23 protein-coding genes are annotated in these 24,759 nt (G+C 71.3%); 7 read left to right on the forward strand and 16 right to left on the reverse strand.

Annotated features, from left to right (window positions below; all coding sequences use genetic code 11):
* A partial coding sequence (locus FRCN3DRAFT_RS43840; protein ID WP_483414349.1) for an aminotransferase class I/II-fold pyridoxal phosphate-dependent enzyme occupies positions 1-892 on the reverse strand: 892 nt, incomplete at its 3' end.
* Positions 893-1,237: 345 nt separating this feature from the next.
* On the opposite strand from FRCN3DRAFT_RS43840, the gene FRCN3DRAFT_RS0210670 reads away from it, so the two are divergent.
* Positions 1,238-2,695 (forward strand): histidine kinase N-terminal domain-containing protein, encoded by a 1,458-nt coding sequence (locus FRCN3DRAFT_RS0210670; RefSeq protein ID WP_007518530.1) that lies wholly within the window; start codon positions 1,238-1,240, stop codon positions 2,693-2,695.
* Between the two features lie 477 nt (positions 2,696-3,172).
* On the opposite strand, the gene FRCN3DRAFT_RS0210675 is transcribed toward FRCN3DRAFT_RS0210670, so the two are convergent.
* Entirely contained in the window at positions 3,173-3,418 is a 246-nt protein-coding gene (locus FRCN3DRAFT_RS0210675) for a WhiB family transcriptional regulator (RefSeq protein ID WP_007518532.1), read from the reverse strand.
* Between the two features lie 715 nt (positions 3,419-4,133).
* Here FRCN3DRAFT_RS0210675 and FRCN3DRAFT_RS0210680 point away from each other — a divergent pair.
* Positions 4,134-4,859 (forward strand): glycerophosphodiester phosphodiesterase, encoded by a 726-nt coding sequence (locus tag FRCN3DRAFT_RS0210680; protein WP_007518534.1) that lies wholly within the window; start codon positions 4,134-4,136, stop codon positions 4,857-4,859.
* A gap of 337 nt (positions 4,860-5,196) precedes the next feature.
* Here the strand turns inward: FRCN3DRAFT_RS0210680 and FRCN3DRAFT_RS0210685 are convergent, their stop codons facing one another.
* Entirely contained in the window at positions 5,197-6,192 is a 996-nt protein-coding gene (locus FRCN3DRAFT_RS0210685; RefSeq protein WP_007518536.1) for a diacylglycerol/lipid kinase family protein, read from the reverse strand.
* A 244-nt stretch (positions 6,193-6,436) separates the two neighbouring features.
* Between FRCN3DRAFT_RS0210685 and FRCN3DRAFT_RS43845 the strand changes: the two genes are divergently transcribed.
* Positions 6,437-6,886 carry a hypothetical protein gene (locus FRCN3DRAFT_RS43845; RefSeq protein WP_007518537.1) on the forward strand — a complete coding sequence of 150 codons (450 nt, stop codon included), beginning with the start codon at positions 6,437-6,439 and terminating at the stop codon, positions 6,884-6,886.
* Positions 6,887-6,947: 61 nt separating this feature from the next.
* Here the strand turns inward: FRCN3DRAFT_RS43845 and FRCN3DRAFT_RS0210695 are convergent, their stop codons facing one another.
* The 4 genes from FRCN3DRAFT_RS0210695 to sodN all read right to left on the reverse strand — a co-directional run bounded on the left by FRCN3DRAFT_RS0210695 (position 6,948) and on the right by sodN (position 10,182).
* On the reverse strand, positions 6,948-8,093 hold the full coding sequence (locus FRCN3DRAFT_RS0210695) for an RNA polymerase sigma factor SigF (RefSeq protein WP_007518539.1): 1,146 nt from the start codon (positions 8,091-8,093) through the stop codon (positions 6,948-6,950).
* Positions 8,090-8,620: an ATP-binding protein gene (locus FRCN3DRAFT_RS0210700; protein WP_027140453.1), complete on the reverse strand. Its 531-nt coding sequence runs from the start codon at positions 8,618-8,620 to the stop codon at positions 8,090-8,092. The genes FRCN3DRAFT_RS0210695 and FRCN3DRAFT_RS0210700 overlap by 4 nt, the downstream gene beginning before the upstream one ends.
* 581 nt (positions 8,621-9,201) lie before the next feature.
* On the reverse strand, positions 9,202-9,687 hold the full coding sequence (locus tag FRCN3DRAFT_RS0210705) for a GNAT family N-acetyltransferase (RefSeq protein WP_007518542.1): 486 nt from the start codon (positions 9,685-9,687) through the stop codon (positions 9,202-9,204).
* A gap of 96 nt (positions 9,688-9,783) precedes the next feature.
* Positions 9,784-10,182 (reverse strand): superoxide dismutase, Ni, encoded by a 399-nt coding sequence (gene sodN / locus FRCN3DRAFT_RS0210710; RefSeq protein WP_007518544.1) that lies wholly within the window; start codon positions 10,180-10,182, stop codon positions 9,784-9,786.
* Between sodN and FRCN3DRAFT_RS0210715 the strand changes: the two genes are divergently transcribed.
* Complete coding sequence (locus tag FRCN3DRAFT_RS0210715; RefSeq protein WP_269799819.1) at positions 10,181-10,648, forward strand: S24/S26 family peptidase; 468 nt, start codon at positions 10,181-10,183, stop codon at positions 10,646-10,648. The genes sodN and FRCN3DRAFT_RS0210715 overlap by 2 nt on opposite strands.
* Here the strand turns inward: FRCN3DRAFT_RS0210715 and rfbC are convergent.
* From rfbC to FRCN3DRAFT_RS0210735, 4 genes are all read right to left on the reverse strand, one after another.
* Positions 10,609-11,226 (reverse strand): dTDP-4-dehydrorhamnose 3,5-epimerase, encoded by a 618-nt coding sequence (gene rfbC / locus FRCN3DRAFT_RS0210720; protein WP_027140455.1) that lies wholly within the window; start codon positions 11,224-11,226, stop codon positions 10,609-10,611. The genes FRCN3DRAFT_RS0210715 and rfbC overlap by 40 nt on opposite strands.
* 354 nt (positions 11,227-11,580) lie before the next feature.
* Entirely contained in the window at positions 11,581-12,333 is a 753-nt protein-coding gene (locus FRCN3DRAFT_RS0210725; RefSeq protein ID WP_007518550.1) for an amino acid ABC transporter ATP-binding protein, read from the reverse strand.
* A 38-nt stretch (positions 12,334-12,371) separates the two neighbouring features.
* Positions 12,372-13,355, reverse strand: coding sequence for an amino acid ABC transporter permease (locus FRCN3DRAFT_RS0210730; protein ID WP_084174234.1), 984 nt, complete (start codon positions 13,353-13,355; stop codon positions 12,372-12,374).
* Positions 13,339-14,277: an ABC transporter substrate-binding protein gene (locus FRCN3DRAFT_RS0210735; RefSeq protein WP_007518554.1), complete on the reverse strand. Its 939-nt coding sequence runs from the start codon at positions 14,275-14,277 to the stop codon at positions 13,339-13,341. The genes FRCN3DRAFT_RS0210730 and FRCN3DRAFT_RS0210735 overlap by 17 nt, the downstream gene beginning before the upstream one ends.
* 715 nt (positions 14,278-14,992) lie before the next feature.
* Here FRCN3DRAFT_RS0210735 and FRCN3DRAFT_RS0210740 point away from each other — a divergent pair.
* The gene (locus tag FRCN3DRAFT_RS0210740; protein WP_007518555.1) at positions 14,993-16,228 is read left to right on the forward strand and encodes an NAD(P)-dependent malic enzyme; all 1,236 of its coding nucleotides are present in this window, start codon (positions 14,993-14,995) and stop codon (positions 16,226-16,228) included.
* A 51-nt stretch (positions 16,229-16,279) separates the two neighbouring features.
* Here the strand turns inward: FRCN3DRAFT_RS0210740 and FRCN3DRAFT_RS53970 are convergent, their stop codons facing one another.
* Positions 16,280-16,447: a hypothetical protein gene (locus FRCN3DRAFT_RS53970; RefSeq protein ID WP_157845201.1), complete on the reverse strand. Its 168-nt coding sequence runs from the start codon at positions 16,445-16,447 to the stop codon at positions 16,280-16,282.
* A 260-nt stretch (positions 16,448-16,707) separates the two neighbouring features.
* Here FRCN3DRAFT_RS53970 and FRCN3DRAFT_RS0210750 point away from each other — a divergent pair, with 260 nt between their 5' ends.
* The gene (locus FRCN3DRAFT_RS0210750; protein WP_027140458.1) at positions 16,708-17,679 is read left to right on the forward strand and encodes a zinc-binding dehydrogenase; all 972 of its coding nucleotides are present in this window, start codon (positions 16,708-16,710) and stop codon (positions 17,677-17,679) included.
* Here the strand turns inward: FRCN3DRAFT_RS0210750 and FRCN3DRAFT_RS43850 are convergent.
* Entirely contained in the window at positions 17,669-18,760 is a 1,092-nt protein-coding gene (locus FRCN3DRAFT_RS43850) for a serine/threonine-protein kinase (RefSeq protein WP_007518561.1), read from the reverse strand. The two genes, FRCN3DRAFT_RS0210750 and FRCN3DRAFT_RS43850, sit on opposite strands and share 11 nt — an antisense overlap.
* Before the next feature lie 156 nt (positions 18,761-18,916).
* On the opposite strand from FRCN3DRAFT_RS43850, the gene FRCN3DRAFT_RS43855 reads away from it, so the two are divergent.
* Positions 18,917-20,050, forward strand: a complete 1,134-nt coding sequence (locus tag FRCN3DRAFT_RS43855; protein WP_007518565.1) for a fibronectin type III domain-containing protein — start codon at positions 18,917-18,919, stop codon at positions 20,048-20,050.
* Between the two features lie 205 nt (positions 20,051-20,255).
* Here FRCN3DRAFT_RS43855 and FRCN3DRAFT_RS0210765 read toward each other — a convergent pair whose 3' ends face one another.
* From FRCN3DRAFT_RS0210765 to FRCN3DRAFT_RS0210775, 3 genes are all read right to left on the reverse strand, one after another.
* The gene (locus FRCN3DRAFT_RS0210765) at positions 20,256-20,795 is read right to left on the reverse strand and encodes a hypothetical protein (RefSeq protein ID WP_007518566.1); all 540 of its coding nucleotides are present in this window, start codon (positions 20,793-20,795) and stop codon (positions 20,256-20,258) included.
* A 139-nt stretch (positions 20,796-20,934) separates the two neighbouring features.
* Positions 20,935-21,114: a DUF6104 family protein gene (locus tag FRCN3DRAFT_RS0210770; RefSeq protein WP_007518567.1), complete on the reverse strand. Its 180-nt coding sequence runs from the start codon at positions 21,112-21,114 to the stop codon at positions 20,935-20,937.
* Between the two features lie 194 nt (positions 21,115-21,308).
* Positions 21,309-24,759 (reverse strand): multifunctional oxoglutarate decarboxylase/oxoglutarate dehydrogenase thiamine pyrophosphate-binding subunit/dihydrolipoyllysine-residue succinyltransferase subunit (locus FRCN3DRAFT_RS0210775; RefSeq protein WP_007518568.1); only part of this gene is annotated, 3,451 nt, incomplete at its 5' end.

Genomic DNA, 24,759 nt, shown 5'->3' on the forward strand with positions numbered 1-24,759 from the left:
GGGTGGCCAGGCCCGGGTCGGCGACCAGGAGCCGCAGGGCGCCGAGCGCGGCGCCGGCCGCCGCCGGCGCGAGGCCGGTGTCGAAGATGAAGGTGCGGGCCGTGTCGATCAGGTGGTCGCGCACCTCGACCGGCCCCAGCACGGCCCCGCCCTGGCTGCCCAGGGACTTGGACATCGTGACGGTGGCGATGACGTCCGGCTCGCCGGCGAGGCCCGCCGCGGCGGCCGCCCCCCGCCCGCCCGGGCCGACGACACCGAGGGCGTGCGCCTCGTCCAGCAGCAGCACCGCACCGCGGCGGCGGGTGACCTGGTGCAGCTCGGCCAGAGGGGCGAGGTCGCCGTCGGCGGAGAAGACCGAGTCGGTGACGACGAGGGCCCGGCGGTACCGGCGGTGCGCGAGGGCGTTGTCGACGGCGGCGACGTCCACGTGCGGCACGATCGCGACGTCGGCACGGGACAACCGGCAGGCGTCGACGATCGAGGCGTGGTTGCGCTCGTCGGAGACGATGAGGTCGCCGGCGCCGACCAGCGCCGTGACGACGCCGAGGTTCGCGGCGTATCCGGAGGCGAAGACCAGTGCCGCCGCGAACCCGGTGTGCGCGGTGAGCGCGTCCTCCAGCTCGGCGTGCAGCGCCGTCGAGCCGGTCACCAGCCGGCTGCCGGTGGAGCCCGCGCCCCAGACCCGCAGCGCCTCGACGCCGGCCTCGATCACGGCCGGGTGCCGGGACAGGCCCAGGTAGTCGTTGCCGGCCAGGTCGACGCGAACCTGGTCGTCCAGCGCGGGCCGGGGCCGTACCGACCGGCGTAGCCCGGCCTCGCGGCGGGCCCGGGCGTTCGCGTCCAGCCAGGCGAGCGGGGCGGGCGGGGCGGAAAGTCGCTGGTCCACGGTCACGTCGCGACTGTATGACGCCACCAGGGCCAGGACCCTTGGCGCTGTGAGCCAGGAATCGCCTAAGGGCCTTGTACGGCGGCCCAGCGTCGAGTCCTGGTCGCGGGCCGGGTGTCAGAGGGGCCACAGCGTCGTCCTCGGCCTCGGCGACGGCGGTGTCGAAGATCCGCGGTCGACGGAAGTTCTCTCTTTGCCCTGGATGCGCGGGTGCGGGACACGCCGTGGGCCTGGAACCGGGCGGGGCGAGCGTGGGCGCGCCGGCGGCGGCCGGGAGATCGTTCGGGCACCGTGATTGTTCAGCAGGCGGGATCTTCTGGCAGTCTGCCTGCCGTGGGAACCCTCGCCGACATGCTGCGCGCGAGCACCGACCTGAACGACGACGACATCGACCAGCTCCACGCGCTCGTCGCCGATTGGGCCTTGCTGGCTGATCTCTCCTTCGCGGACCTGCTCCTGCTGGTTCCCAGCCGTACCTCGAGCCAGCGGGCGGTCAAGGGCGGCAACACGGAGTTCCTCGTCGTGGCCCAGGTGCGCCCGACCACCGGCCCTACGGCCTATCACAACGACGAGGTCGGCAGCGTCGTCATCAACCGCTGGGTGGTGCGCAACGCGTGGCGGGAACACCGGATCGCCCGGGAGGGCGAGCCCGAGTGGGACGGCGGCGTGCCGGTGCGCACCGAGGCCATCCCGGTGCGGCACGGTGACCGGATCATCGCCGTGCTGGCCAGGGACACCAACCTCGCGACCACCCGCACCCCGAGCGCGTTGGAGTCCGCCTACCTGCAGTGCGCCAACAACCTGGCGCTGATGGTCGCGGAGGGGCTGTTCCCGTTCCGGGGCAGCTCCGCCGAGCTCCCGGAGGCACCCCGGGTGGGTGACGGGATGGTCCGCCTCGACGGCGCCGGCAAGGTCATCTTCGCGAGCCCGAACGCGCTGTCGGCCTACCGGCGGCTCGGCTACACCGGCAACGTCACCGGTGAGGACCTGCGCTCGGTGCACCGGGCGCTCAACCTGCCGGCGACGACGCCCGCGGTGTGGCACGCGATCGGCCGGCGCCGGCCCGTGGAGGTCGAGCTCGCGGTCGGTAGCACCGTGGTGCTGCTGCGCGCGATTCCGCTCTTCCCGGGCCAGACCAGGGAGGTCCTGGTCCTGGTGCGGGACGTCTCCGAGCTGCGCCGCCGGGAGGCGCAGCTGCTGAGCAAGGACGCGACCATCCGGGAGATCCACCATCGGGTGAAGAACAACCTGCAGACGGTGGCGGCGCTGCTGCGGCTGCAGATGCGCCGCACGAAGGTCGACGAGGCCAGGGACGCGCTGCGGGAGTCGGTCCGCCGTGTGACGTCGATCGCACTGGTGCATGAGACGCTCTCGCAGACGCTGGGTGAGTCGGTCCCGTTCGACGAGATCGCCGACCAGATCACCTCGGTCACGGTCGATCTCGCGACCACTGGGACGCGGGCGACGACCCGGCGGGTGGGCTCGTTCGGGATGCTCTCGGGCGCGCTCGCCACGCCGCTGGCCCTTGTCCTGTCCGAGCTTTTGCAGAATGCTGTCGAACATGCGTTCGAGGGGTCGGCGGGCTCGATCGAGATCCGGGTGGGGCGTACGGCCAGCCGGCTCGATGTCGTGGTCGCCGACGACGGCGCCGGGCTGCCGAACGACTTCCAGCTGGAGCATTCGCCGCGGCTCGGCCTGCAGATCGTCCGTCAGCTCGTGCTCGGGGAGATGCAGGGCACCATCCGCCTGCAGGCCGGTGCCGAGCGCGGGACCGAGGCGTTGCTCTCGATCCCAATTTCTTCGGCTTGAGTGTTTGGGGCGTTGGAGGCGGGGTATCACCCCGCTCGTGGAGTGTGCCGTCAGCGAGCGCGCGTCGAGCGCTCACGTTGCGTGCCGCTCCGGTTCCGCCGACCGGACGTCCCTTCCAGGTTTGGGGGCGCTCCAAGCCCTCAAAATGGCATCGGCCGCTCCGTCCGTGGCGCGCCGGTTGGAAACGGCGGCCATGTGGACAGAACGGCCGAGAGTGCCGTGGTCAGAAGCGCACCGACTGGTTGCGCTGCGTGACATGGGCACGGATGCAACTACCGCTGAGCCGCGCGTGGTGCCGGCCAGCGATTCCTGCGTTATGTGGCCAGGTTCTGGCGTTGTCGGCGGCTGGCCTGTGGACCCGTGCGTCGAGCGTGGCCCGAACTCACGGGGGGAGTTGACCCCCCAGGCGCAGCTGGTGTGCGTTCCCGGCGCTGGGCGGACCGGAGGCCGGTCCTTGGCCGAGGATGCCGCCGGTGATCAGGCGGTGCGGACCCGGAGCACCTGGCGCTTCAGGGCACGCCGCTCGTCCTCGCTCAGGCCACCCCAGACGCCAGCGTCCTGGCCGGTCTCCAACGCCCAGTTCAGGCAGTCGGAGGTAACGGCGCAACGTCGGCATACGGCTTTGGCTTCGTCGATCTGGCGCTCAGCAGGCCCGGTGGTCCCGATGGGGAAGAAAAGCTCGGGGTCCTCGTCACGGCAGAGCGCTCTGTGGCGCCAGTCCATGCGTCCTACTCCCTCTGTCGTAGCGGGCGACACTGCACAGGAGACGCTCGACTGGCGCCCGAGGTTGCGTCACGTCGAGACGTGACACGCGGCGAGCCCCGTTCTCGTCGCGACCCCGGTGTCGTCTAGTCAACTGCGTGCAGGAGTGCGCCCGGGTGTATGTGGTCCATCCACCTCGGACATTCGCCACCCTCCCACCGGAACCGGCAGGGGCGCAAGAACCTGCAACCGCGTTCACACCATCTCTGGCCTGCACTTGTCCGTTAAGGACACGGACGGACCACGATCGGCTGCGCTCCGGATGACTAGCCCAGGGTGTCTGGATGCCTGGTGGCCATGGGCAGTTGGCTCCATGAGCGGGGTGTTGTCCGGATAGTCCGTCCAGGCCATGCCCTGTCCCCCGCGGATCCACCATGCCAACTAGGCATTTCGTCCCACCGCCCGGATCGCGGTACCGACGTGCTCTCGTCGGCCTCGTCGGCCTCGTCGGCCTCGTCGGCCTCGTCGGCCGAGGCGGGCGTCCGTCCCGTCCCGATCCCCGATCCCCGATCGATCCGGTGCCCGACCGGGATCCGGGCCGGATGGCCGAGGGAGGGCGGTCGGCGCGGCGGCGAGATGTGGCGGTCTCCACCGATCTGCCTACTGAGCAGAAGCGGCGCGTCCGGTGCAGGATGGCTCCGGGACGTGGTCTGGTGGCGGATCGTGGGGAGGCCGCATGGAGGTACTGGGGCATCGCGGCAGCCGGAACCCTGGGCCCGAGAATACGGCCGCGGCGGTCGATGCGGCGTTAGCGGCCGGCGCGGACGGCATCGAGGTCGACATCCGGCGCACGGCCGACGGCGACCTCGTCTGCGTGCACGACGCGCGGTTGCCCCGGCTCGGGGGCCGGGCGGTGATCCGTCGCTCCACGGCCGAGCTGGTGACGAGGGGCATACCGACGCTGCATGACGTGCTGGACGCCTGGGGTGGCCGAGGACGGATCGTCATCGAGATCAAGAACCAGCCCGGCCAGCCGGACTTCGACGCGCCCCGGGAGCGGTCCGCGCAGACGCTGGTCGAGCTGCTGGGCGCCCGCGGGCTGACGGGGCCCGACACGGGGGTGACCGTGTCGTCGTTCGACTGGTTCGCGATCGAGCATGTGCGGGGCAGCGGCGCGGGGGTGCGCACGGCGTTCCTGACCATGCCGCGGATGTCGGTGAACGGCGGGCTCTCCTACGTCCGCTCCGCCGGGCACGCGGAACTGCATGCCCACACCTCGGCCGTGCTCGCCGCCGCCGACGCCGCCGAGCGCGCCCACGCCGCCGGGATCCGCCTGGTCACCTGGACCGTGACCAGCGAACGGGCGGCGCTACGACTGCGCGACACAGGCGTCGACGGCATCATCTGCGACGCCCCCGCCGACATCGTCCGCACCCTGCGCGCCACCCACCATCGCCCCTGACCGCGAACTCATGACAACCCCGCCCGGTTTCCCGCAACCATCAAACGAGCCGTAACCGCGCGGCGCGGAGCCCCGTCCACGAGCGAAGCGACGTGCCCCTGGCAAGGTTCTGGTTTTGGCTCGGGCCTGGTCCTTGGTTTGGTGACGTTCGGCGCCAGGTGACCGTGCGGCGCGGAGGCGCGCCTCGCGGAGGCCCGGCCCACGAGCGAAGCGACGTGGGCCGGGCCGCAGCGAGGTCGCCGGAGCGCCCGTGAGCGGAGGAGGACACGGCGCGGAGGTCCCTTGGGAGCGAAGCGAGCAAGGGGCCGGAGCGCCGTGCCCGCACGGAGCGAACCAGCTATGCAGCGATGACGCGCAGGGCCCTGGGGTGGGCGGTCAGCTCGACCTCGGTGTGCTCGCCGAGGTACTCGCCGTCCATCTGGAACGGGGCGGCGGGCGTGGAGGTCATCCGGATCCTGGTGAGGTCGTGCTCCAGGATCACGTTGCGGCCGTGTGGGCCGCGGTCGCCGGCGAGCATCTGACCGGTGGTGCGCAGCAGGCTGGACAGGCGTGCCTTGCGCAGCGCCAGCAGGTCCAGCCCGGTGTCGAACGACGCGTCCGGGCAGGCGCGGACCGGGAGGCCGCCCAGGTAGGTCCACGGGACGGCGTTGCAGACGATGGCGACCGTCACCTCGCGATCCGGTGTGGCCGTGCCGTCCTCGGCACCGTCCTGGGCTTCAGCGACAGCCGAGCGCCTGTCCGGGCTGGCCTCGAGGTCGAGGGTGACGCCGTGGCGGCCGCGGCCGATGCCGCGGCTGTACCGGGCCACCGCGCTGCGCAGGAAGAGCCCCGCGCTGTTCGGCCGACCGCCCGAGCGCTTGCGCTCGACCCGGCCGACGACCTCCGCGTCCAGCCCCATCCCCGCGCAGAACGTGAACCAGCGTGCCTCGTCGGCCCACCGGGCGTGGCCGAGGCCGACCACGCGGCTCTCGCCGTCGCGCAGGTTGGCCAGCAGCTCCCCGGTCGCCTCGACGGGGGAGGCGGAGTAGCCGAGTGCCCTGGCGAACACGTTGGTGCTGCCACCGGGAACGACGGCGAGCGCCGGCGTGTCCGGCCGCGGGCCGGCGTGGAGCAGGCCGTTGACGACCTCGTTCACCGTGCCGTCGCCGCCGAGCGCGATCACCACGTCGATGCCGGTCTCAGCGGCTCGCTGACCGAGCTCGGCCGCGTGCCCGCGCCCCTTGGTGATGACGGTCTCGACCGCGACGTCGGCGGACAGGGCCGTGACGAGGACATCCCGGACCCGTTCCGTGGTCGTCGTCGCCGCTGGATTGACGACCAGGAGCCCTCGCATGCCCACCACGGTAGTACCGCGCCGCTTTCCGGCGTCGGCATGCGGAATGTCTCACAATGACAATGAAGTATGGGAATGTCGTCAAGGCCGGCTGTGGCACGCGCGGTTGCCTGGTAGACGTGTCTGCGTCACCTGACAGCAACGGAGCGGCGTAACAGCCGTGCTGCGCCCGTCCCGCCACCCGGGGCCAACCGCGGGGACGTGACCGGAATCAGTCGGGAGACGGCCCCGTAAGGTCAACGGCATGGGAAGTGGCGAGACCCCGGGTACTCGACCCGGAGCCTGGGCGCGCGAGACGGCTGCCGCGCTGACGGCGGCTCCGCGCCCGCTGACGCTGGCGGCCGCGCTGGTCGCGGCCGAGGGCCTGCTGCTCGTCGGCCTCGGCGTCCTCCAGGTGGTACGGGGCTTTGGGCGCGGCGTCGACGACCTCGCTCGCGCGGAGTTCGGCGGTGTGCTGTCGCTCGTGTGCGGGCTCGTGGTGGTGGTGCTCGCCCGGACCCTGGTGGTCAACCGCGCGGCGACGAAGTCCCCGGTCATCGTCATCCAGCTGCTGTGCGTGCCGGTCGGCGCCGCGATGATCCAGAATGGTCTCTACGGCTACGGCGTACCGCTACTGGTGGTGGCCGTGGCGATCCTCGTCGCGCTGGTGGCCACGGGTCTGCACCGCCCGCCCGACGGCGATCCCGAGGCCTGATCTTCCAAGACTGCCCGGCGCGTGATACCCGGGTTTCAGGGGGTTCTCGCCGGAGCTGTCGCTAGCCGTCCTCGAGGAGACCGCGGCGCAGCTGGGCCAGCGTGCGCGCGAGCAGGCGCGACACGTGCATCTGGGAGATCCCCAGCTCGGTGGCGATCTGGGACTGGGTCATGTTCCCGAAGAACCGCAGCAGCAGGATGCGCTTCTCCCGAGGCGGCAGCTTCTCCAACAGCGGCTTGAGCGACTCGCGGTACTCGACGCCCTCCAGCGACTCGTCCTGGACCCCGAGCGTGTCCGCGACGGCCGGTGACTCGTCGTCGCCGGAGTCGGGCGCGTCCAGCGAGACGGCCGAGTAGGCGTTGGCCGACTCGAGCCCCTCGAGGACCTCCTCCTCGCTCATCTGGAGGTGGGCGGCGATCTCAGCGACCGTCGGCGACCGGCCAAGGGACTGGGACAGCTCCGAGGTCGCCTTCGTCAGCGACAGCTTGAGCTCCTGCAGCCGCCGCGGAACCCGGATCGCCCAGCCCTTGTCCCGGAAGTGCCGCTTGATCTCCCCGACGATCGTCGGGGTCGCGTAGGTCGAGAACTCGACGCCGCGCTCCGGGTCGAACCGGTCGACCGACTTGATCAGGCCGATGGTCGCGACCTGGACCAGGTCGTCCAGCGGTTCGCCGCGGTTGCGGAACCGGCGGGCGAGGTACTCGACGAGCGGCAGGTGCATCCTGACCAGCTGGTCGCGGATCTCCGATCGCTCGCTGTCGCCTTCGGGCAGCTCCACCAGCCGGATGAACATCAGGCGCGCGCGTGCCCGGTCGGGGGAGCTGGTCCGGTCCGGGGGGTGCTCTTCCCGCTCCTGGGCTTCGGGCTTCGCGCCCTCGGGCTCGTTCACGTCAGGTGGCTCGGTTCCGGTGTTCTCGCGGTTGGTCACGGCGTCCTCGGGCTCGAGGCCGTCCTCGCCGGCCCCGGGCTGCGGCTGGCTCGCCAGCCCGGCGTCCCCGGCGTCGCCGCGGGCCGGGGGCTCGGGCGACGGCCGCCGCGCGCTGGCGGACTCGGGCGGGTCGGGAAGCACCTCGTCCGGCCCGACGGCGCGCTGGCTCAGGGCCGGCACCCGGTCGCGCGGGCTGGTCGACCCACCGAAGCCACCGGCGGGCTGGTCATCGACCAGCGGCGGAGGCTTCGCGGCGGCATTGCGTCCTGGCGAAGTCATGAGGTCCCCACGGCACCGAGCTTCGCGCCCTGGCCAAGTTCGGTCGACTCGGCGCTGCGGCTGCGCACGTGGCCGGCCGGCTCGCCGAGGTCGGCACGGGCGCCCTGCCGCTTCGCCAGCTCGATGGTCACCCGCTGGCCAGGCCCGGTGGAGCTGGACACCTCGCCGGCGAGCGCGTCCAGGACGGTCCAGGCGAACGTGTCCTTCGACGGCGGCTCGCCGTCCAGGCTGTCCACCGAGACCGTGACCCGCATGACGCCGGGCGAGAGCGCGAACACGCACTCCAGCGCCGAGCCGGGAACGGCCGAGACCAGCAGCAACGCGGACGCCTCGTCCACGGCGATCCGCAGGTCCTCGATGTCGTCGAGGGTGAAGTCGAGCCGGGCTGCGAGCGAGGCCGTCGCGGTGCGCAGGACCGTCAGGTACGCGCTCGCGGCCGGGAGGGTGAGCTGCACGACATCGCGCAGCCCGCCGCCGTGGACACCGCCGGAGCTCACCGTGCCGCCGGCCGAAGGCGTCGGATCCACGTTCTACCCCCAGTGACTACGTCGTTCCAACGGCGGGCCTCGCCGCTGGAGGTGGTTGTGTTGTCCGGTCGCGTCGAGGCTCCCGGGTGGAACCGCCCGCCTACATCATCCGGCCTCGGTGCCGGTTCGTCGCGACGGGCTGCGGCGCTCGACAGCCGGCCACCGCCCGGCTAACCCGCAGCCGCGCCAGCGTGACCTCGGGTCATGGCGGTCATCGATGGCATATCCAGCATGCCGCCTCCCCACAAACGCCACCGACGGCCCTGAGGAGCTCCGCGTCCGGTCCGCCCCGCCCGCGCTACCAGGAAAAGCCCCGGGAAGCGGTCCCAGGCCCGCTGTGGCCCGTGTGGCGCCGACCAGGGCCGGGTGGGCGCGCAACGCCGCGCGCCGGACCACCACGGCCGCGCCCAATGCCCGACTCCGTGCCGCTCGCTGTCCCCACGGTACCCAGCGTTGCCCTGATGGCGCAGGTCGGGTGATCAGAAATGTTTGCCATCTCGCCAGCCCGGGTGGTGGGTGTGGTGCGCAAGTCCGGACCCCTTGATGGAAGGCGTCCGGGCGCGGAGGTGTTCCCCGGTCCGCTATGCGCTCCCGGCGAGGGCGGCGATGGCGTCGGCGTCGAGCCGCCACGTCGTCCAGCCCTGCTGGGGAGCGGCGCCGAGCGATCGGTAGAAGGCCTGCGCGGAGGTGTTCCAGTCCAGCACGTCCCACTCCAGGCGCTGGTGGCCACCGTCGCGCGCGACGGCCGCCAGCGCGGCCAGCAGGGCCCGTCCGTGGCCGCCGCGACGGTGCTCCGGGGCGACGAACAGGTCGACGAGGAACGTCCCCGTCCGCCCGGTCCAGGTCGAGAACGTCTCGTGGTAGATCGCGAACCCCACCACGGGCGCCGCGCCGGCGCCGTCCGCCGTGGCCACGAGCGCCGCCGCGGCCGGCGGCTCCCCGAAGAGCGCCGCGGCGAGGTCGGCCTCGGTCATCCTCACCGCGTCCGGCTCCCGCTCGTACTCCGCGAGCGCCCGCACCAGCTCCAGCACGACCGGTACGTCACCCGGTACGGCGGGACGAATCACTGACCTGCCTCCTCATCCGAAGCCCACCCGCCCCAAACGGACGTCGCCGGCCTCCGGTCGGGTGACCGGAGGCCGGCGACGGGGCCGCGCCTGGGATCAGGCCGCGGCCTTGGTCTCCCAGAAGATCTTGGCGATCTCGTCGATCTTGTCGAGCAGCTTCTGGCCGTCCGCCGGGTCGACCGAGGCCTTCGCGCCGGCGGCGCCGGCGGCCTTGGTGGCCTGCCAGAACAGGTCGTGCAGCTGCGGGTACTTCTCCAGGTGGTTCGGCTTGAAGTAGTCGGTCCAGAGCACCCACAGGTGGTGCTTGACCAGGTCGGCGCGCTCCTCCTTGATGGACAGCGCCCGGGAACGGAACACCGGGTCCTCGTTCCCCTGGTACTTCTCCTGGATCGCCTTGACCGACTGGGCCTCGATCCGGGCCTGCGCCGGGTCGTAGACGCCGCAGGGCAGGTCGCAGTGCGCGCTCACCCGGGTGGTGGGGTGCAGCAGGCTCATGCCGCCGTCCTTCCTCGCACATTCGTCCGTCGGGGGCACGGGCGGCGCCTCGGCGCGAGACAGACCGCGTGCCCGTCCGCCGCGATGGCACCGTACGGGGGCGGCGGCCCGTGTCCCCACCTTCTGGCAACCTACCCTTGTGCGGCCTTCGGTTCCCGTGGGGGCGGTCTCCATTCGCGGCGCGTCGATGACGCCGACGCTGCGTGACGGTGACGCCTGCCTGGTCTGGTGGAGACGCGCGCCCCGGCCGGGCGACGTGGTGATCGCCCGGCTGCCGGCGGGCCGAGGCCTCGGGGTGAAACGCATCGCCTTCGGCGACGTGGACGACGGCTGGTGGCTGCGGTCGGACAACGTGGGCATAGGTACCGACAGCGCCGCGTTCGGCATGATCGCGACCGACGATGTGCTCGGCCGGGTGGTGCTGCGCTACTGGCCTCGACCGGCCTGGCTGCGCAGATCGGCGTAGAAGGCCAGGCAGTCGGCGTAACGGGGCAGCAGCCCGGCCGCGTCCGCCTCCTTCAGGGTCGGCGCGTCTGCGTCCTTGTCGGACAGCAGCGGGGTGACGTCGGCTGGCCAGGGCAGGCCGAGATCGGGATCGAGCGGGTGCACGCCGTGCTCGCGTCCCGGGCTGTACGAGGTGGAGCACAGGTACGAGACCTGAGCGCCGTCGGTGAGGGCGAGGAAGACGTGTCCGAGGCCCTCGGACACGTACACCCCCTTCCGGTCGACGTCGTCGAGGACGACCGCGTCCCACTGGCCGAACGTCGGCGAGCCGGAGCGGATGTCGACCACGCAGTCCAGCACCCGGCCGGACACACATGTGACGTACTTCGCCTGGCTGGGCGGCACGTCGGCGTAGTGCACGCCCCGCAGCGTGCCAGCCCGGCTGACGCTGTGGTTGGCCTGTGCGAGCCGGAGCGGGTGGCCGATGGCCTTCTCGAGCGCGTCGACGCGGAACCATTCGAGGAACGTGCCGCGGCCGTCGGTGTGCTGGCGGGGGGTGAAGACCCACGCGTCCGGTACGGACAGTTCGGTGACATCCACGCCTGCGGACCGTACCGGGTCGGCAGGCAATCCGTACGCAGTCTCCCACCCGATTCCGCCATGGTGTGACTCCGTAGGCACGGCACCCGCATACGGCCCGCGTTGGAATCGCTCACGTCTCCGCATTTGGGTCAACGCGATGTGCATTCGGTGTCGATCCCGGGTGCCCCCCCTGCCCACCAAGCGGTCCCGCACCAGCCCGACCTGATCTCTTGCACAGTCAAGCGAGAGGTGACCGTGCGGCGCGGAGCCGTGCCTCCGCGGAGGCACGGCCACGGAGCGAAGCGAACGTGGTTGGGCCTCCGCGGAGGTCGCCGGAGCGAACCAACAACAACCTTCTGCCCGGACCGGTGACTACAGGACCTTCGACAGGAACGACCGGGTCCGCTCGTGCCGGGGGTTGACCAGCACCTGGCCGGGCGGGCCGCTCTCGACGACGACGCCGCCGTCCATGAAGACGACGGTGTCGGCCGCCTCGCGGGCGAAGCCCATCTCGTGGGTGACGACGACCATCGTCATGCCGTCCGCCGCGAGATCCCGCATGATGTCGAGCACCTCGCCGACGAGCTCGGGGTCGAGCGCCGAGGTCGGCTCGTCGAACAGCATCAGCTTGGGCCGCATCGCCAGCGCCCGGGCGATCGCGACCCGCTGCTGCTGCCCGCCCGAGAGCTGGGACGGGTAGGCCTCGCACCGGTTTCCGAGACCGACCCGGTCCAGCAGGGCGCGGGCCCGTTTCTCGACCTCGGAGCGTTTCTCCCGGCGTACCCGCAGCGGCGCCTCCATGATGTTCTCCAGCGCCGTCATGTGGGCAAACAGGTTGAAGCGCTGGAAGACCATGCCAATGTCGGCGCGGCGCCGGCAGACCTCGCGCTCGCGCAGCTCGTGCAGCCGGCCGCGGTGCTCCCGGTAGCCGACCAGGTCGCCGTCCACCCACAGCCGGCCCGAGTCGATCTTCTCCAGGTGGTTGATGCAGCGCAGCATGGTCGTCTTGCCCGAGCCCGAGGGCCCGATCAGGCAGAGCACCTCGCCCGGCTCGACCCGCAGGTCGATCCCGCGGAGCACCTCGTTGTGGCCGAAGGCGCGGCGGATGCTTTCGGCGAGCACCATCGGCGTGCCATTCCCCGCCGCTGCCGATGTCTCGCTGGTCACGTGACCACCCCGCTCTGGTCGCGGCGCATGGGACGGCCGGGCCCCATCCGGTTGCGGCCCGCCGGGTCGTAGTGCCGTTCCAGGAAGTACTGGCCGACGCTGAGCACCGATGTGACCGCCAGGTACCAGATCGCGGCGACCATCAGCAGCGGGATGGTCTGGAAGTTGCGGCTGTAGATGATCTGGGCGGCGTAGAGCAGCTCGGTGTAGGCGATGACGCTGACGAGCGACGTCGTCTTGAGCATCGAGATGGTCTCGTTGCCGGTCGGCGGGATGATCACCCGCATCGCCTGCGGCAGCACGATCCGGCGCATCGTCTGCGCCTGGTTCATGCCGAGCGCCTGGGCGGCCTCGGCCTGGCCGGTGTCGACGGCGCCGACGCCGGCACGCACGATCTCGGCCATGTACGCCGCCTCGTTGAGCCCTAGGCCGAGGATGGCCGCGCCCAGCAGCGGGATGAGTGAGTTCGAATCGGCGGAGGCGAACTCGGGGCCGAACGGGACGCCGATGGACAGCCTCGGGTAAAGCGCGCCGATCGACGCCCAGAACAGAATCTGGATCATCACCGGCGTGCCACGGAAGAACCACGTGTACAGCCAGGAGGCCGAGCGCAGGACCGGGTTCGGCGACAGCCGCAGTATGGCGAGCAGCACCCCGCCGACCACGCCGATGGCCATGGCGTAGAGCGTCAGGTAGAGAGTCGCCCACAGGCCGCGCAGGATCTGCTCTGAGAACAGGTACTTCCAGACCAGGTCCCAGTTGAACGCCTCGTTGGTGACCAGAGCGTGCACCAGCATCGCGGCCAGGAGGGCGAGGACCGCGACCCCCACCCAGCGTCCCGGGTGGCGGACCGGAACCGCCTTGATCGCATCGGATGTCGGTGCGCCGGCGCCGGCGGCCCCGGTCACCGGGACGGCCGGTGAGCCGGGGGCCTGCACCCCCGGCTCACCGCCTGGCGCCTTGTCAGCTGACGGCGCCATTGATCTTTGGATCCGTGATGGCGCCTTCCTGCACGCCCCACTTCTCCAGCGTCTTCTGGTAGGAGCCGTCGGCCATGACCGCCTTCAGCGCCGCCAGCAGCGGCTCGGCGAGGCCCGAGTTCTTCGGCACCGCGATGCCGTACGGAGCCGTGCCGTAGGGCGTGCCGACCGACTTGAGCTTGCCCTCGGACAGCTTCACCTGGTAGTCGGCGACCGGCGAGTCGGCCATCGACACCTGCGCCCGGCCGGCGGTCAGCGCCAGGTTCGCCTGGTTCTGGTCCGGGTAGGCCTGGACGGTTACGCCCGGCTTGCCCGCGCCCTTGCACTTCGTGTCCTGCGCGGCGGCGTCGTCGGCCTGGACGGTGCCCGTCTCCACCGCGACGGTCAGGCCACACAGGTCGTCCAGCCCGGTCAGGGTGGCGGGCTTGGCGGCGCTGGTGAAGAACGAGGTGCCGGCCGAGTAGTACGTGACGAAGTCGACGACCTCCTCGCGCTCCTTGGTGTCAGTGAAGGACGAGATGCCGATGTCGTACTTGCCGGCGGCGAGTCCCGGGATGATGTCGTCGAAGCCGGCGTTCTCGACCTCGACCTTGACACCGAGCGCCGCGCCGAGAGCCTGGATCAGGTCGACGTCCATGCCGATGACGGTCTTGCCGTCCGTGTCGAAGAACTCGTTCGGCGCGTAGGACGCGTCGGCGGCCACCTTGAGGGTGCCCCCGGCGTACTTGGCGGGCAGCGTGGCCACGACGGAGGGGTTCGCGGAGGGAGCCGCCGTCGTGCCGCCACCGTCGGACGAGTCGTCACCACCGCCACAGGCGGCGAGGACGGCGAGCAGGCCGGCCGCCGCGGTCGCGGCCACCGCTCTGCGCGCGGCCCGGTGGCCCAGGCCGCCGCCCATGATCCGGTGTGTTCGAAGGCGCATGCCGATCCTCTCAGTTCCAGCCGATTCCCGGTGCGGACGGCTCCTGCGCGCTGACCTGGCTGGTGGTCGGCTGGCGGGCAGGCGTGAGCACGCTCATCGGCTGCCCGGTCGCGGACCACCCGGCTGGCTGGTTGGCGCTGGATGCACCCCCCGTCACGGCGCGCGGCCCGGGGCCCGGCCGGATCGCGAAGCGATCTGGGGGTGCCGGTCGCCCGTTCCGTCTGTCCGTATTCGGGTGGGCAGGCGACAACGGCGGCGCACGTCCTGGGCCTTCACCCAAGCGTGGTTACGTGTCAGTAGTGCTACATGGATGCTTCGGTAACGTTGCAAGACATTTCGATGGGATGTCGTCGGTGTGATCGTCGTATGTAGTCGAACGATCGGATCTTGCCGGCCGCCCGCCGCATACCGACGCTGACGTGCAATATTTGAAGGTGCCCCGGGCGACCCCCGGTCCCACCCCCGCCGGCTCACCCCGCTCGCCGCCGGGGTTCCCGCTGGTCCGCGCGGCAGACTGGCGGGGAAGCCGCTCAGGTCATCTCCCTCGCGGCCGAGAGCTCCGCCCATGGGGACGGCCCGCCCGCCCCCGGACGCCGGGCTGTGCCCGACATCACTTCTCACGGTGGGCGACCCCCGGACTACCGCAGACAACAGCCCCTCGACGACCCCGGGCCGTACGCAGGCAGCCGGGCCGCCCGTACCCAGGAGCACTACCGTGACAGCGACCGCAGACCACCAGACCCTCGACCAGCCTTCCAATCCCATCGCGGGCGTCGTGCCCGTGAGCCCGCGGACCTCGGACGACGACCCGGTGTTCGCCCTGCACCGCGGCGGGAAGATCGCGCTCGAAGTGACGTCCCCGTTGGAGAACTCCGACGACCTCTCGCTCGCCTACACCCCGGGCGTCGCCCGGGTGTGCCTGGCGATCGAGGAGACGCCGGCCCTCGCGGAGGACTACACCTGGCGCGGCAACCTGGTCGCCGTGGTCACCGACGGCACCGCCGTGCTCGGCCTCGGTGACATCGGCCCAGCCGCCGCCATGCCCGTCATGGAGGGCAAGGCGGCCCTGTTCAAGCACTTCGCCGGCGTCGACTCGGTGCCGATCTGCCTGGACACCAAGGACACCGACGAGATCATCGACACGGTCGCCCGGATGGCGCCGAGCTTCGGTGGGATCAACCTCGAGGACATCTCCGCGCCCCGCTGCTTCGAGATCGAGCGGCGCCTGCAGGAGCGTCTGGACATCCCGGTCTTCCACGACGACCAGCACGGCACCGCCATCGTCGCGCTCGCCGCGCTGGAGAACGCCGCCCGGCTCACCGGCCGGCAGCTGTCCGACCTGCGGGTGGTCGTGTCCGGCGCGGGTGCCTCCGGCATCGCGGTGACCCGGATCATTCTCGCCGCCGGCATCGGCGACATCGCGGTCGGCGACCGCAAGGGGATCATCTACGCGGACCGGGGCGACCTCACGTCGGTCAAGGCGGACATCGCGGCCATCACCAACAGGACCGGGCTGACCGGCTCGATCAACGAGGCGCTGGCCGGGGCGGACGTCTTCATCGGCCTGTCCTCGGGAACCGTCCCCGAGGAAGCCGTCGCGACCATGGCGCCGGGCTCGATCATCTTCGCGATGGCCAACCCCGACCCGGAGGTCCTGCCGGAGGTCGCCCACAAGTACGCGAGCATCGTCGCCACCGGGCGTAGCGACTTCCCGAACCAGATCAACAACGTCCTCGCCTTCCCCGGCGTCTTCCGGGGCGCGCTGGACGTGCGGGCCAGCCGGATCACCGAGGGCATGAAGCTCGCGGCGGCCCGGGCGCTCGCCGACGTGATCGCCGACGAGCTCGCGCCGGACCACATCATCCCGAGCCCGTTCGACACCCGGGTCGCCCCGGCGGTCGCCGCCGCGGTCGCCGCGGCGGCCAAGGCGGAGGGTGTGGCCCGCCGATAGGTGTCCCGCCGCCAGGCGGAGGCGCGTTAGGCAGGGCGTTCAGAGCCCTGCCTAACGCCTGCCGCAGCCTGGGCAGGGAGCCTTCGCGGTGACCTCCTCGATGGGGCGCAACGTCCCGCAGCTCTTGTAGGAGCAGGCGACGAAGTCGGTCGGGGTGACGGTGATCACCGGTCGGCCGTCGTCGGTGAACGTCAGTGTCGGCGGCTCCGGGTCGAGCACCGGCCGGCGGCGACGCCACCGCGGACCGCGCGACGACTGTCCCCGTCCAGATGCCGCCGTGGGCTGGGCCGCCGGGAGGCCCGCGTCCACAGGACCGGTCGGGGGCGACGTCGGTTCAAGAGCCACCATGATGACGAGTCCAGCACATCCAACGACAGACCGCGACTCAGCCTCCCAGCATCGGCCGGTACCGGACACCGGTTGTCCCGTTGACCGGACTTCCGGTGGCGTCGCCCGGCTGGGCGCCCTACGGTTTGTCCGTGCTTGCCGCCGCCGCTGAGACGACCGACCCGTCCGACCCGCTGGCCGGTCTGGCCGTCGGAGAGCAGCCGGAGCCGGCGCTGCCGGACGGCTGGGCGACCGTCTCCATCCGAGCCGCCGCGCTCAACCACCACGACCTGTTCAGCCTGCGCGGCGTCGGCCTGCCGGCCGAGCGCCTGCCGATGATCCTGGGCTGTGACGGCGCGGGCGTGGCGGCCGACGGCTCCGAGGTCATCGTCCACGCGGTGATCGGCGATCCCGCGGCCGGCGGCGGTGACGAGACCCTGGACCCGAAGCGGACGCTGCTCTCGGAGCTGCACCCCGGCACGCTGGCCGAGCAGGTCGCGGTACCCGCCCGCAACCTCGTGCCCAAGCCCGCGTCGCTCTCCTGGGCGGAGGCGGCCTGCCTGCCGACGGCCTGGCTCACCGCCTACCGGATGGTCTTCACCAAGTCGGGGTTGCCCGCCGACGGCGGCAAGCTGCTCATCCAGGGCGCTGGCGGCGGCGTCGCCACCGCCGCGTTGCTGCTCGCCAAGGCCGCCGGCCACACCGTCTTCGTCACCTCTCGTGACGAGACCAAGCGCAAGCGGGCGTTGCAGCTGGGTGCCGACGTCGCGGTCGAGTCGGGCGCCCGGCTGCCGGCCAGGGTCGACGCGGTCATCGAGACGGTCGGCGCGGCCACCTGGAGCCACTCGCTGAAGTCGCTGCGCCCGGGCGGCACGGTCGTCTGCTCCGGCGCGACCAGCGGCCCGAACCCGCCCGCCGAGCTGAACCGGGTGTTCTTCCTGCAGCTCAACATCGTCGGCTCGACGATGGGCACCCGCGACGAGCTGGCCGCGCTCGTCGACTTCCTCGACCGCACGGGCGTGCGGCCGCTGATAGACGACGTCCGGCCGCTGGCCGACGCCCGGGCCTCCTTCGAGCGCATCGCTCAGGGTGAGGTCTTCGGCAAGCTCGTCCTCACCGTCTGAGCGCGGACGGCCGGATCAGGACGGCGCCGAAGGCGACCGCCCAGGAGCCGAAGAACACCGTGATGACGGCCGCGGCCGAGTAGCCCCACCAGGGGAGGCCGACGAGGCCAGCGGCCGGCCACGGAGCGAGCGCGAGCGCCGTGGTGAGGACCAGCAGGCACACACCGACCGCTCGATCGAGCGCGGGCCTGGGGAGACTCGTCGGGCCGCTGCCGGCCGACCACGCCCGCGTCACCGTCGCTGGCTCGGTACTGGAATCGGCGACGGCCGTGAAGGCGGCGGCCGCCTCGCCCGCCGTGATCCGGCCGGCGAGGTCCTTCGCCAGCAGCCCGAGCACGGCGTCCACCAGCCGGTCCGGCCCGGCCGGCCGGGCCGGATCGTGGTGGAGCACCGCCTCGATGGTCGCGGCCTCGGTCGACCGGCTGAACGGCGACGCGCCGGTGAGGGCGAAGTAGAGCGTGGCGCCGAGCGAGAACAGGTCGCCGGCCGGTTTCCCCCGCACACCGGCGAACTGCTCCGGCGCGATGTAGGCGAGGGTGCCCACCGGGCCGCCGGCAATCGTCGGCTGCCCGTCGTGGGACGCGACTCCGAAATCGGCCAGTACCACCCGGCCGCCGGTGCCGATCAGAATGTTCGCCGGCTTGACGTCCCGGTGGGTGATTCCCAGGCCATGCGCCGCGACGAGCGCGGCGAGCACCGCCACTCCGATGTCCGCGACCCTTTCCGGCGGCAGCGGGCCGGTCGCGCGCACCAGCTGCGCGAGTGACCTCGACTCGACGAGTTCCATGACGATCCATGGCAGGCCACCATCCGAGACGACGTCGAGCACCGTGACGACATGTGGATGATCTCGCAGCTTCGCGACGATGCGAGCCTCGCGTTCGACCCGGGCGAACGCGAGCTGGTCGTCGGCGTCGCCGGCCGTGTTGTCCAATCGCAGTTCCTTGACGGCGACCTGTACCTCTAGAACCTCGTCGAACGCCCGCCATACGGTGCCATGCGTGCCGGAACCAAGCTTTTCGAGCAGCCGGTACCGGCCGGCAACCACGCGGCCGCCCGACCCGTCGACGTCCGTGGTCACGGTCTGCTTTGCCCCCTAGTTCCGCCGGTCGACGGTCCAGCCCGAGTACCGGTCGCATCCCGTGAGCTCGCCGGATACCGATCCGGGCTCCCGCCGAGAATGCAATGCTGACAATAAGCTCGTGACTGCCCGGGTATTGGACAGTTTGAGGTAATTATGCTGGGATCCGAAGTCGAACGCGCTGGTGGCCGGCTGAGCGCCGCCGTGGCCGCCCAGGTCGGTCTGGCCGCGGGCCTGCTGCGCGGCTGGCTGTTCAGTGGCCGGCGGCTGCCCGCCGTGATCCTCGCGACGGCGCTCGCGGCGGCCGCCACCGGTCTGGTCGCGGCGCGGGTGGACGCTGGCGGGCCATCCGACACCGCCGAGCCGCCGCCGCGATCGCCGAGCGCGCTCAGGACCACGGCTGGTGGGGCGGTGCCCGGACCGAGCACTGATCCGAGCGCTGACCCAAGCCCGCCGGGCGCGCCGCCGGGCGCGGTCGCCGGGCTCACCGGTTCCAGCGGCAACCGAACCGCGCGGCTGTGCTGGCAGCCGGCCGACGGCGCCGCCGAGTACGTGCTGGAGTCCCGGGACGTGACCGCCGGCGAGGCGTGGGCCACGATGCCCTATCCGATCAAGGAGCGGTGCTACACCGTCCAACAGCTACTCACCGGGCACGCGTACGAGTTCCGCGTTCTCGGGTCGAACAGTGCTGGCCGGGGCGCGCCGTCGAACACCGTCACCGTCACCGCGGGGCCACCCCTGCCCGGCGCGGTGACTGGCCTGACCGCCGTACCCGGGGCGGCGACCGCCAGGTTGTGCTGGCATTCGGCGGCAGGCGCGGATCTTTACCTTTTCGACCACCGCGACGTCACCGCCGGCGAGGCGTGGGCCACGATGCCCTATCCGATCAAGGAGCGGTGCTACACCGTCCAGCAGTTGGTCGCGGGTCATACATATGAGTTCCGGATCGTCGGGTCGAACAGTGCCGGCAAGGGCGCGCCGTCGAACACCGTGACGGTCTCGATCGACCCAGGGGTGTCATTGCCCGGTCCGGTGACTGACCTGACGGCCGCACCTGGTCAGGGCACGGTCAAGCTGTGCTGGCAGGCGGCCAGGGACGCCGCCGAGTACGTGCTGGAGTACCGGGACACGACCGCCGGCGAGGCATGGACCACCATGCCCTACCCGATCAAGGAGCAGTGCTACACCGTCCAGCAACTGGCCGCCGGCCACACGTACGAGTTCCGGATCGTCGGGTCGAACCGAGCAGGCAGGGGAGCGCCGTCGAACATCGTCACCGCCACCGCGTGACCTCGGCGCACCCGTGGTCGCCTGGCCATGTGTCTGCGCCTCCTTCGGGCGGGTGGCTCTTCGAGGGCTCGCCCTGACCCGGCGACGCCTTGCGGCGCGAGCCGTATACCGAGGTATAGTTGTGGCGTCGGCAGGTGTTGACCTGCCGGAAGTGGCGCCGGGTGAGCCCGCCTTACGACGGGACCCCGGCGTTTGCGTTTTTTGATCAGTCAACCTCAACGTGGTGCTGGGCTACGTGGCCGAGCCTGTCGAGCATCCATGCCTGTTTCCGCTGGTGAACGTGGAAGATCCCGCTTGCAAGGATGTCGGCTGCCCAAAGCACAGGCTCGTCGCGGCCGAGTGGAAACTCGTAGCGAAAGGTTCCGTGCGTCTTTTGGGTTGCTCTGAGGAGCGCTACGTCGTCCTTGTTCTGCGACCCTCGTGACTCGATCAGAAGCGCGTCGGCCTTGTCTCTCAGCTCCCATAGCAGCCGGATCATCGCCATCCTGCGGGCTCGCTCCGGTCTTTTGCACGGTCGTACGACGATGGCGAGCTTGTACCGGGCCATACGGCCAACGGTGTCCAGATACCGGGCCTGACGTTCAGGCTCCGCGCCATGAAAGTGCAGTTTGAGGCGCGTGCGGGGTTGCCGCAGTTCAAGCATCGCGTTGCGGAGCATCGTGTCATCGTCAGGGGCGAGTACAGCCGCGAGGACGTAGAGACCGTTCGGTCCCGCCTCGTACGACTCGTCGATGTAGGCCCGCATCCGTCATGCATAGCAGACAATTACGACAAACCGGAGCGGGGTGGAAATCGGCTCGCGCGCGAGCGCTATTCGAGCGCTATTCGAGCGTTGGAAACTGTCCGTTTCGCTTCTTTTCTTACCCGACTGGTGGAATCGCGTCCTAAAGGTCGGGGTCGTCGTCGGGGCGGGCCAGCCAGGTGGCGAGGGTCTCGATGGCGGCCTCGTGCTCGGGGTGCTCGTCGACGAAGGTGCGCAGGGCGTCGGAGAGCCACTCGAGGGTGACGGTCTCCTCGCCGCGGCGCGCGGCCAGCTCCTCGATTCCCCGGTCGGTGAAGTACATCGCCCGCTCGCTTCCCTCGGCTGGCTACCCGCCCCGGCCGTCCCTGCCCGCCCGCCGAGGCGCCTCGAGGCCGACTTGGCCGCCTCGCCCTGCGGTGCCCGGCTCTGTGCCAGCAAACCCTGTGCCAGCCGACCTTGTGCCAGCCGACCTTGCCAGGCCGCGACGGCCGTCGTGCGGCCGTCGCGGCGACCGGCTCAGACCGCGAAGGCGGCCTCGATGAGGGCGCGCTGCTCCTTCTCGTGGACCTTCGACGAGCCCGACGCCGGGGCGGCCGAGGCCTTGCGCGAGACCCGGCGCAGCCGCAGGCCGGCCGGCAGGAACTCCGGCAGGTGCAGGCCCATGTGCGGGTAGGCGCCCTGGTTCGCCGGCTCCTCCTGGACCCAGACGATGTCGGTCGCGTTCGGGTAGCGGCGCAGCGCCTCGGCCACCTCCGCACCGGGGGTCGGGTAGAGCTGCTCGACCCGCAGCAGCGCGAACTGACCCTTGTCGTCCCGCTTGTTCCGCGCCTCGGCCAGGTCCCAGTGCACCTTCCCGGCCGAGAGCAGCACCCGGCGCACGGCCGCCGGGTCGGCGACCGTCGCGTCGTCGATCACCGGCCGCCACGAGCCCGAGGTCAGCTCCTGCACGGTCGACGTCGCGGCCTTCAGCCGCAGCATCGACTTCGGCGTGAACACCACCAGCGGGCGACGCACCGGTGAGAGCGTCTGGCGGCGCAGCAGGTGGAAGTAGCTCGCCGCCGACGAGGGATACGCCACCGTCATGTTCTCGTCGGCGCACAGGGACAGGAACCGCTCGATGTGGGCGGACGAGTGGTCCGGGCCCTGGCCCTCGTAGCCGTGCGGCAGCAGGAGGGTCAGCGCGGTGCGCTGGCCCCACTTGGCCTCGCCGGCCGAGAGGAACTCGTCGATGATCGACTGGGCGCCGTTGGCGAAGTCGCCGAACTGCGCCTCCCACAGGACGGCCATGTCCAGGCGCGCGACCGAGTAGCCGTACTCGAAGCCCATCGCCGCGTATTCGGACAGCAGCGAGTCGTGGACGTAGAAGGTGCCGACCTGGCCGCCGTCGGCGCGGCGCAGCGTCCGCAGCGGCGTGTGGTCCTCGCCGGAGTATCGGTCGACCAGCACGGCGTGGCGCTGGCCGAAGGTGCCGCGCCGGCTGTCCTGGCCGGTGAGCCGGACCGAGCGGCCATCGAGCAGCAGGCTGCCGAGCGCGATCGTCTCGGCGCAGGCCCAGTCGATCGTGCCGGTCTCGATCATCTGCGCGCGGCGCTCCAGCTGCGGGCGCAACCGGGGGTGGATGGTGAAGTCGGCCGGAAGGTTCACCTGGGTGTCGATGACCTGCTTGACGACCTCCAGCGGCACCGCCGTGCCGACGGCCGCGGCGGCGGCCGCGTCCTCCGCCGTGGTGACGATCCGGGGCTGCGGGGTCGGCCGGTCACCGGTGGCGTCGCGCGTCTCGGCGAACGCCTTCTCCAGCTCCAGGCGGTAGCTCTTCATCGCCTCCTCGGCCTGGTCGCGGGTGATGTCCCCACGGCCGATCAGCGCCTCGGTGTAGAGCTTGCGCACGGACCGCTTCGCCGCGATCTCGTCGTACATCAGCGGTTGGGTGAACGACGGCTCGTCCATCTCGTTGTGGCCCCGGCGCCGGTAGCAGATCATGTCGATCACGACGTCCTTGTGGAACGCCTGCCGGTAGGCGAACGCCAGCGTCGCCACCCGGACGCACGCTTCCGGGTCGTCGCCGTTGACGTGGAAGATCGGGGCCTGCACCATCCGGGCGACATCGGTGGCGTACACCGACGAGCGGCCCGAGGTCGGCGAGGTGGTGAAGCCGACCTGGTTGTTGATGACCAGGTGCACGGTGCCGCCGGTGCGGTAGCCACGCAGCTGCGAGAGGTTCAGGGTCTCGGCGACCACGCCCTGGCCGGCGAACGCCGCGTCGCCGTGCACGAGCACGGGCAGGACGGTGAAACCTTCCGGGCCCTTGTCCAGGATGTCCTGCTTGGCCCGCGCCACGCCCTCGAGGACCGGGTCGACCGCCTCCAGGTGCGAGGGGTTGGCGACCACGGACACCGGCACCTGCCTGCCGTCGGGTCCGCTGTAGACGCCCTCGGCGCCCAGGTGGTACTTCACGTCGCCGGAGCCGTGCGCGGTCTGCGGGTCGAGGTGGCCCTCGAACTCGGCGAAGATCTGCCGGTAGGACTTGCCGACGATGTTCGCCAGCACGTTCAGCCGGCCGCGGTGCGCCATGCCGATGACGACCTCGTCCATGCCGATGCTCGCCGCGCGCGAGAGGACCTCGTCGAGCAGCGGGATCGCGGACTCGGCGCCCTCCAGAGAGAACCGGCGCTGGCCGACGTACTTCGTCTGCAGGAAGGACTCGAACGCCTCGGCGGCGCCGAGCCGATCGAGCACGTGCAGCTGCTCCGCCGGGTCCGGCCGCTCCGCGGAGCGCTCGACCCGGGCCTGGATCCACTGGCGCTCGTCCGGCTCCTGGATGTGCATGTACTCGATGCCGACCCGGCGGCAGTACGAGTCGCGCAGCACCCCGAGCACGTCGCGCAGCGTCATGGTCCGGTGGCCGGCGAACCCGGCGACCGGGAACTCCCGGTCGAGGTCCCACAGCGAGAGGCCGTGGCTGCGGATGTCGAGGTCCGGGTGGCTGCGGATGGTGAACTCGAGCGGGTTCGTGTCCGCCATCAGGTGGCCGCGCACGCGGTAGGCGTGGATCAGCTCCTGCACCCGGGCGCTGTGGTCGAGATCGCCCTCGTGGCTGGTCGGGATGTCGGTGACCCAGCGGACCGGCTCGTACGGGACCCGCAGCGAGCGGAAGACCTCGTCGTAGAACTCGTCCTCGCCGAGCAACAGCTGGTGGACCCGGCGCAGGTACTCGCCCGACTGGGCGCCCTGGATGATCCGGTGGTCGTAGGTGCTGGTCAGCGTGGTGACCTTGGAGATCGCCATCCGGGCGAGCGTCTCGGTGGACGCGCCGGCGAACTCGGCCGGGTACTCCATCGAGCCGACGCCGATGATCGTGCCCTGGCCCTCCATCAGCCGCGGCACCGAGTGCACGGTGCCGAGGCCGCCCGGGTTCGTCAGGCTGATCGTGACGCCGGTGAAGTCGTCGGTGGTGAGCTTGCCCGCCCGGGCGCGGCGCACGATGTCCTCGTACGCGGCCCAGAACTGGGCGAAGTCCATCGCCTCGGCCTCCTTGACCGCGGCGACGACGAGCTGGCGGCCCTTCGCCGTGACGAGGTCGATGGCGAGGCCCAGGTTGACGTGCTCGGGCGTCACCAGCGCCGGCTTGCCGCCGACCACCGCGTAGGAGTTGTTCATCTCCGGGAAGTCGACGAGCGCCTTCACCATCGCGAAGCCGATGAGGTGGGTGAAGGAGATCTTGCCGCCACGGGAGCGGGCCAGGTGGCGGTTGATGACGATCCTGTTGTCGATCATCAGCTTGGCCGGCACGACGCGCACCGAGGTCGCCGTCGGCACGTGCAGCGACGTCTCCATGTTGGTGACGACCCGGGCCGCGGCTCCCCGCAGCGTCGTCTGGGTCACCGTCCCCGCTCGATCGGCGGAACCGGAGGGGGAGGCCGGGGGCGCGCTCGGCGCCGCCGCCTTCGCGGCGGGCGCGGGCGTCGGC

This window comes from Pseudofrankia saprophytica (genome assembly GCF_000235425.2).
GTDB classification, from domain to species: domain Bacteria; phylum Actinomycetota; class Actinomycetes; order Frankiales; family Frankiaceae; genus Pseudofrankia; species Pseudofrankia saprophytica.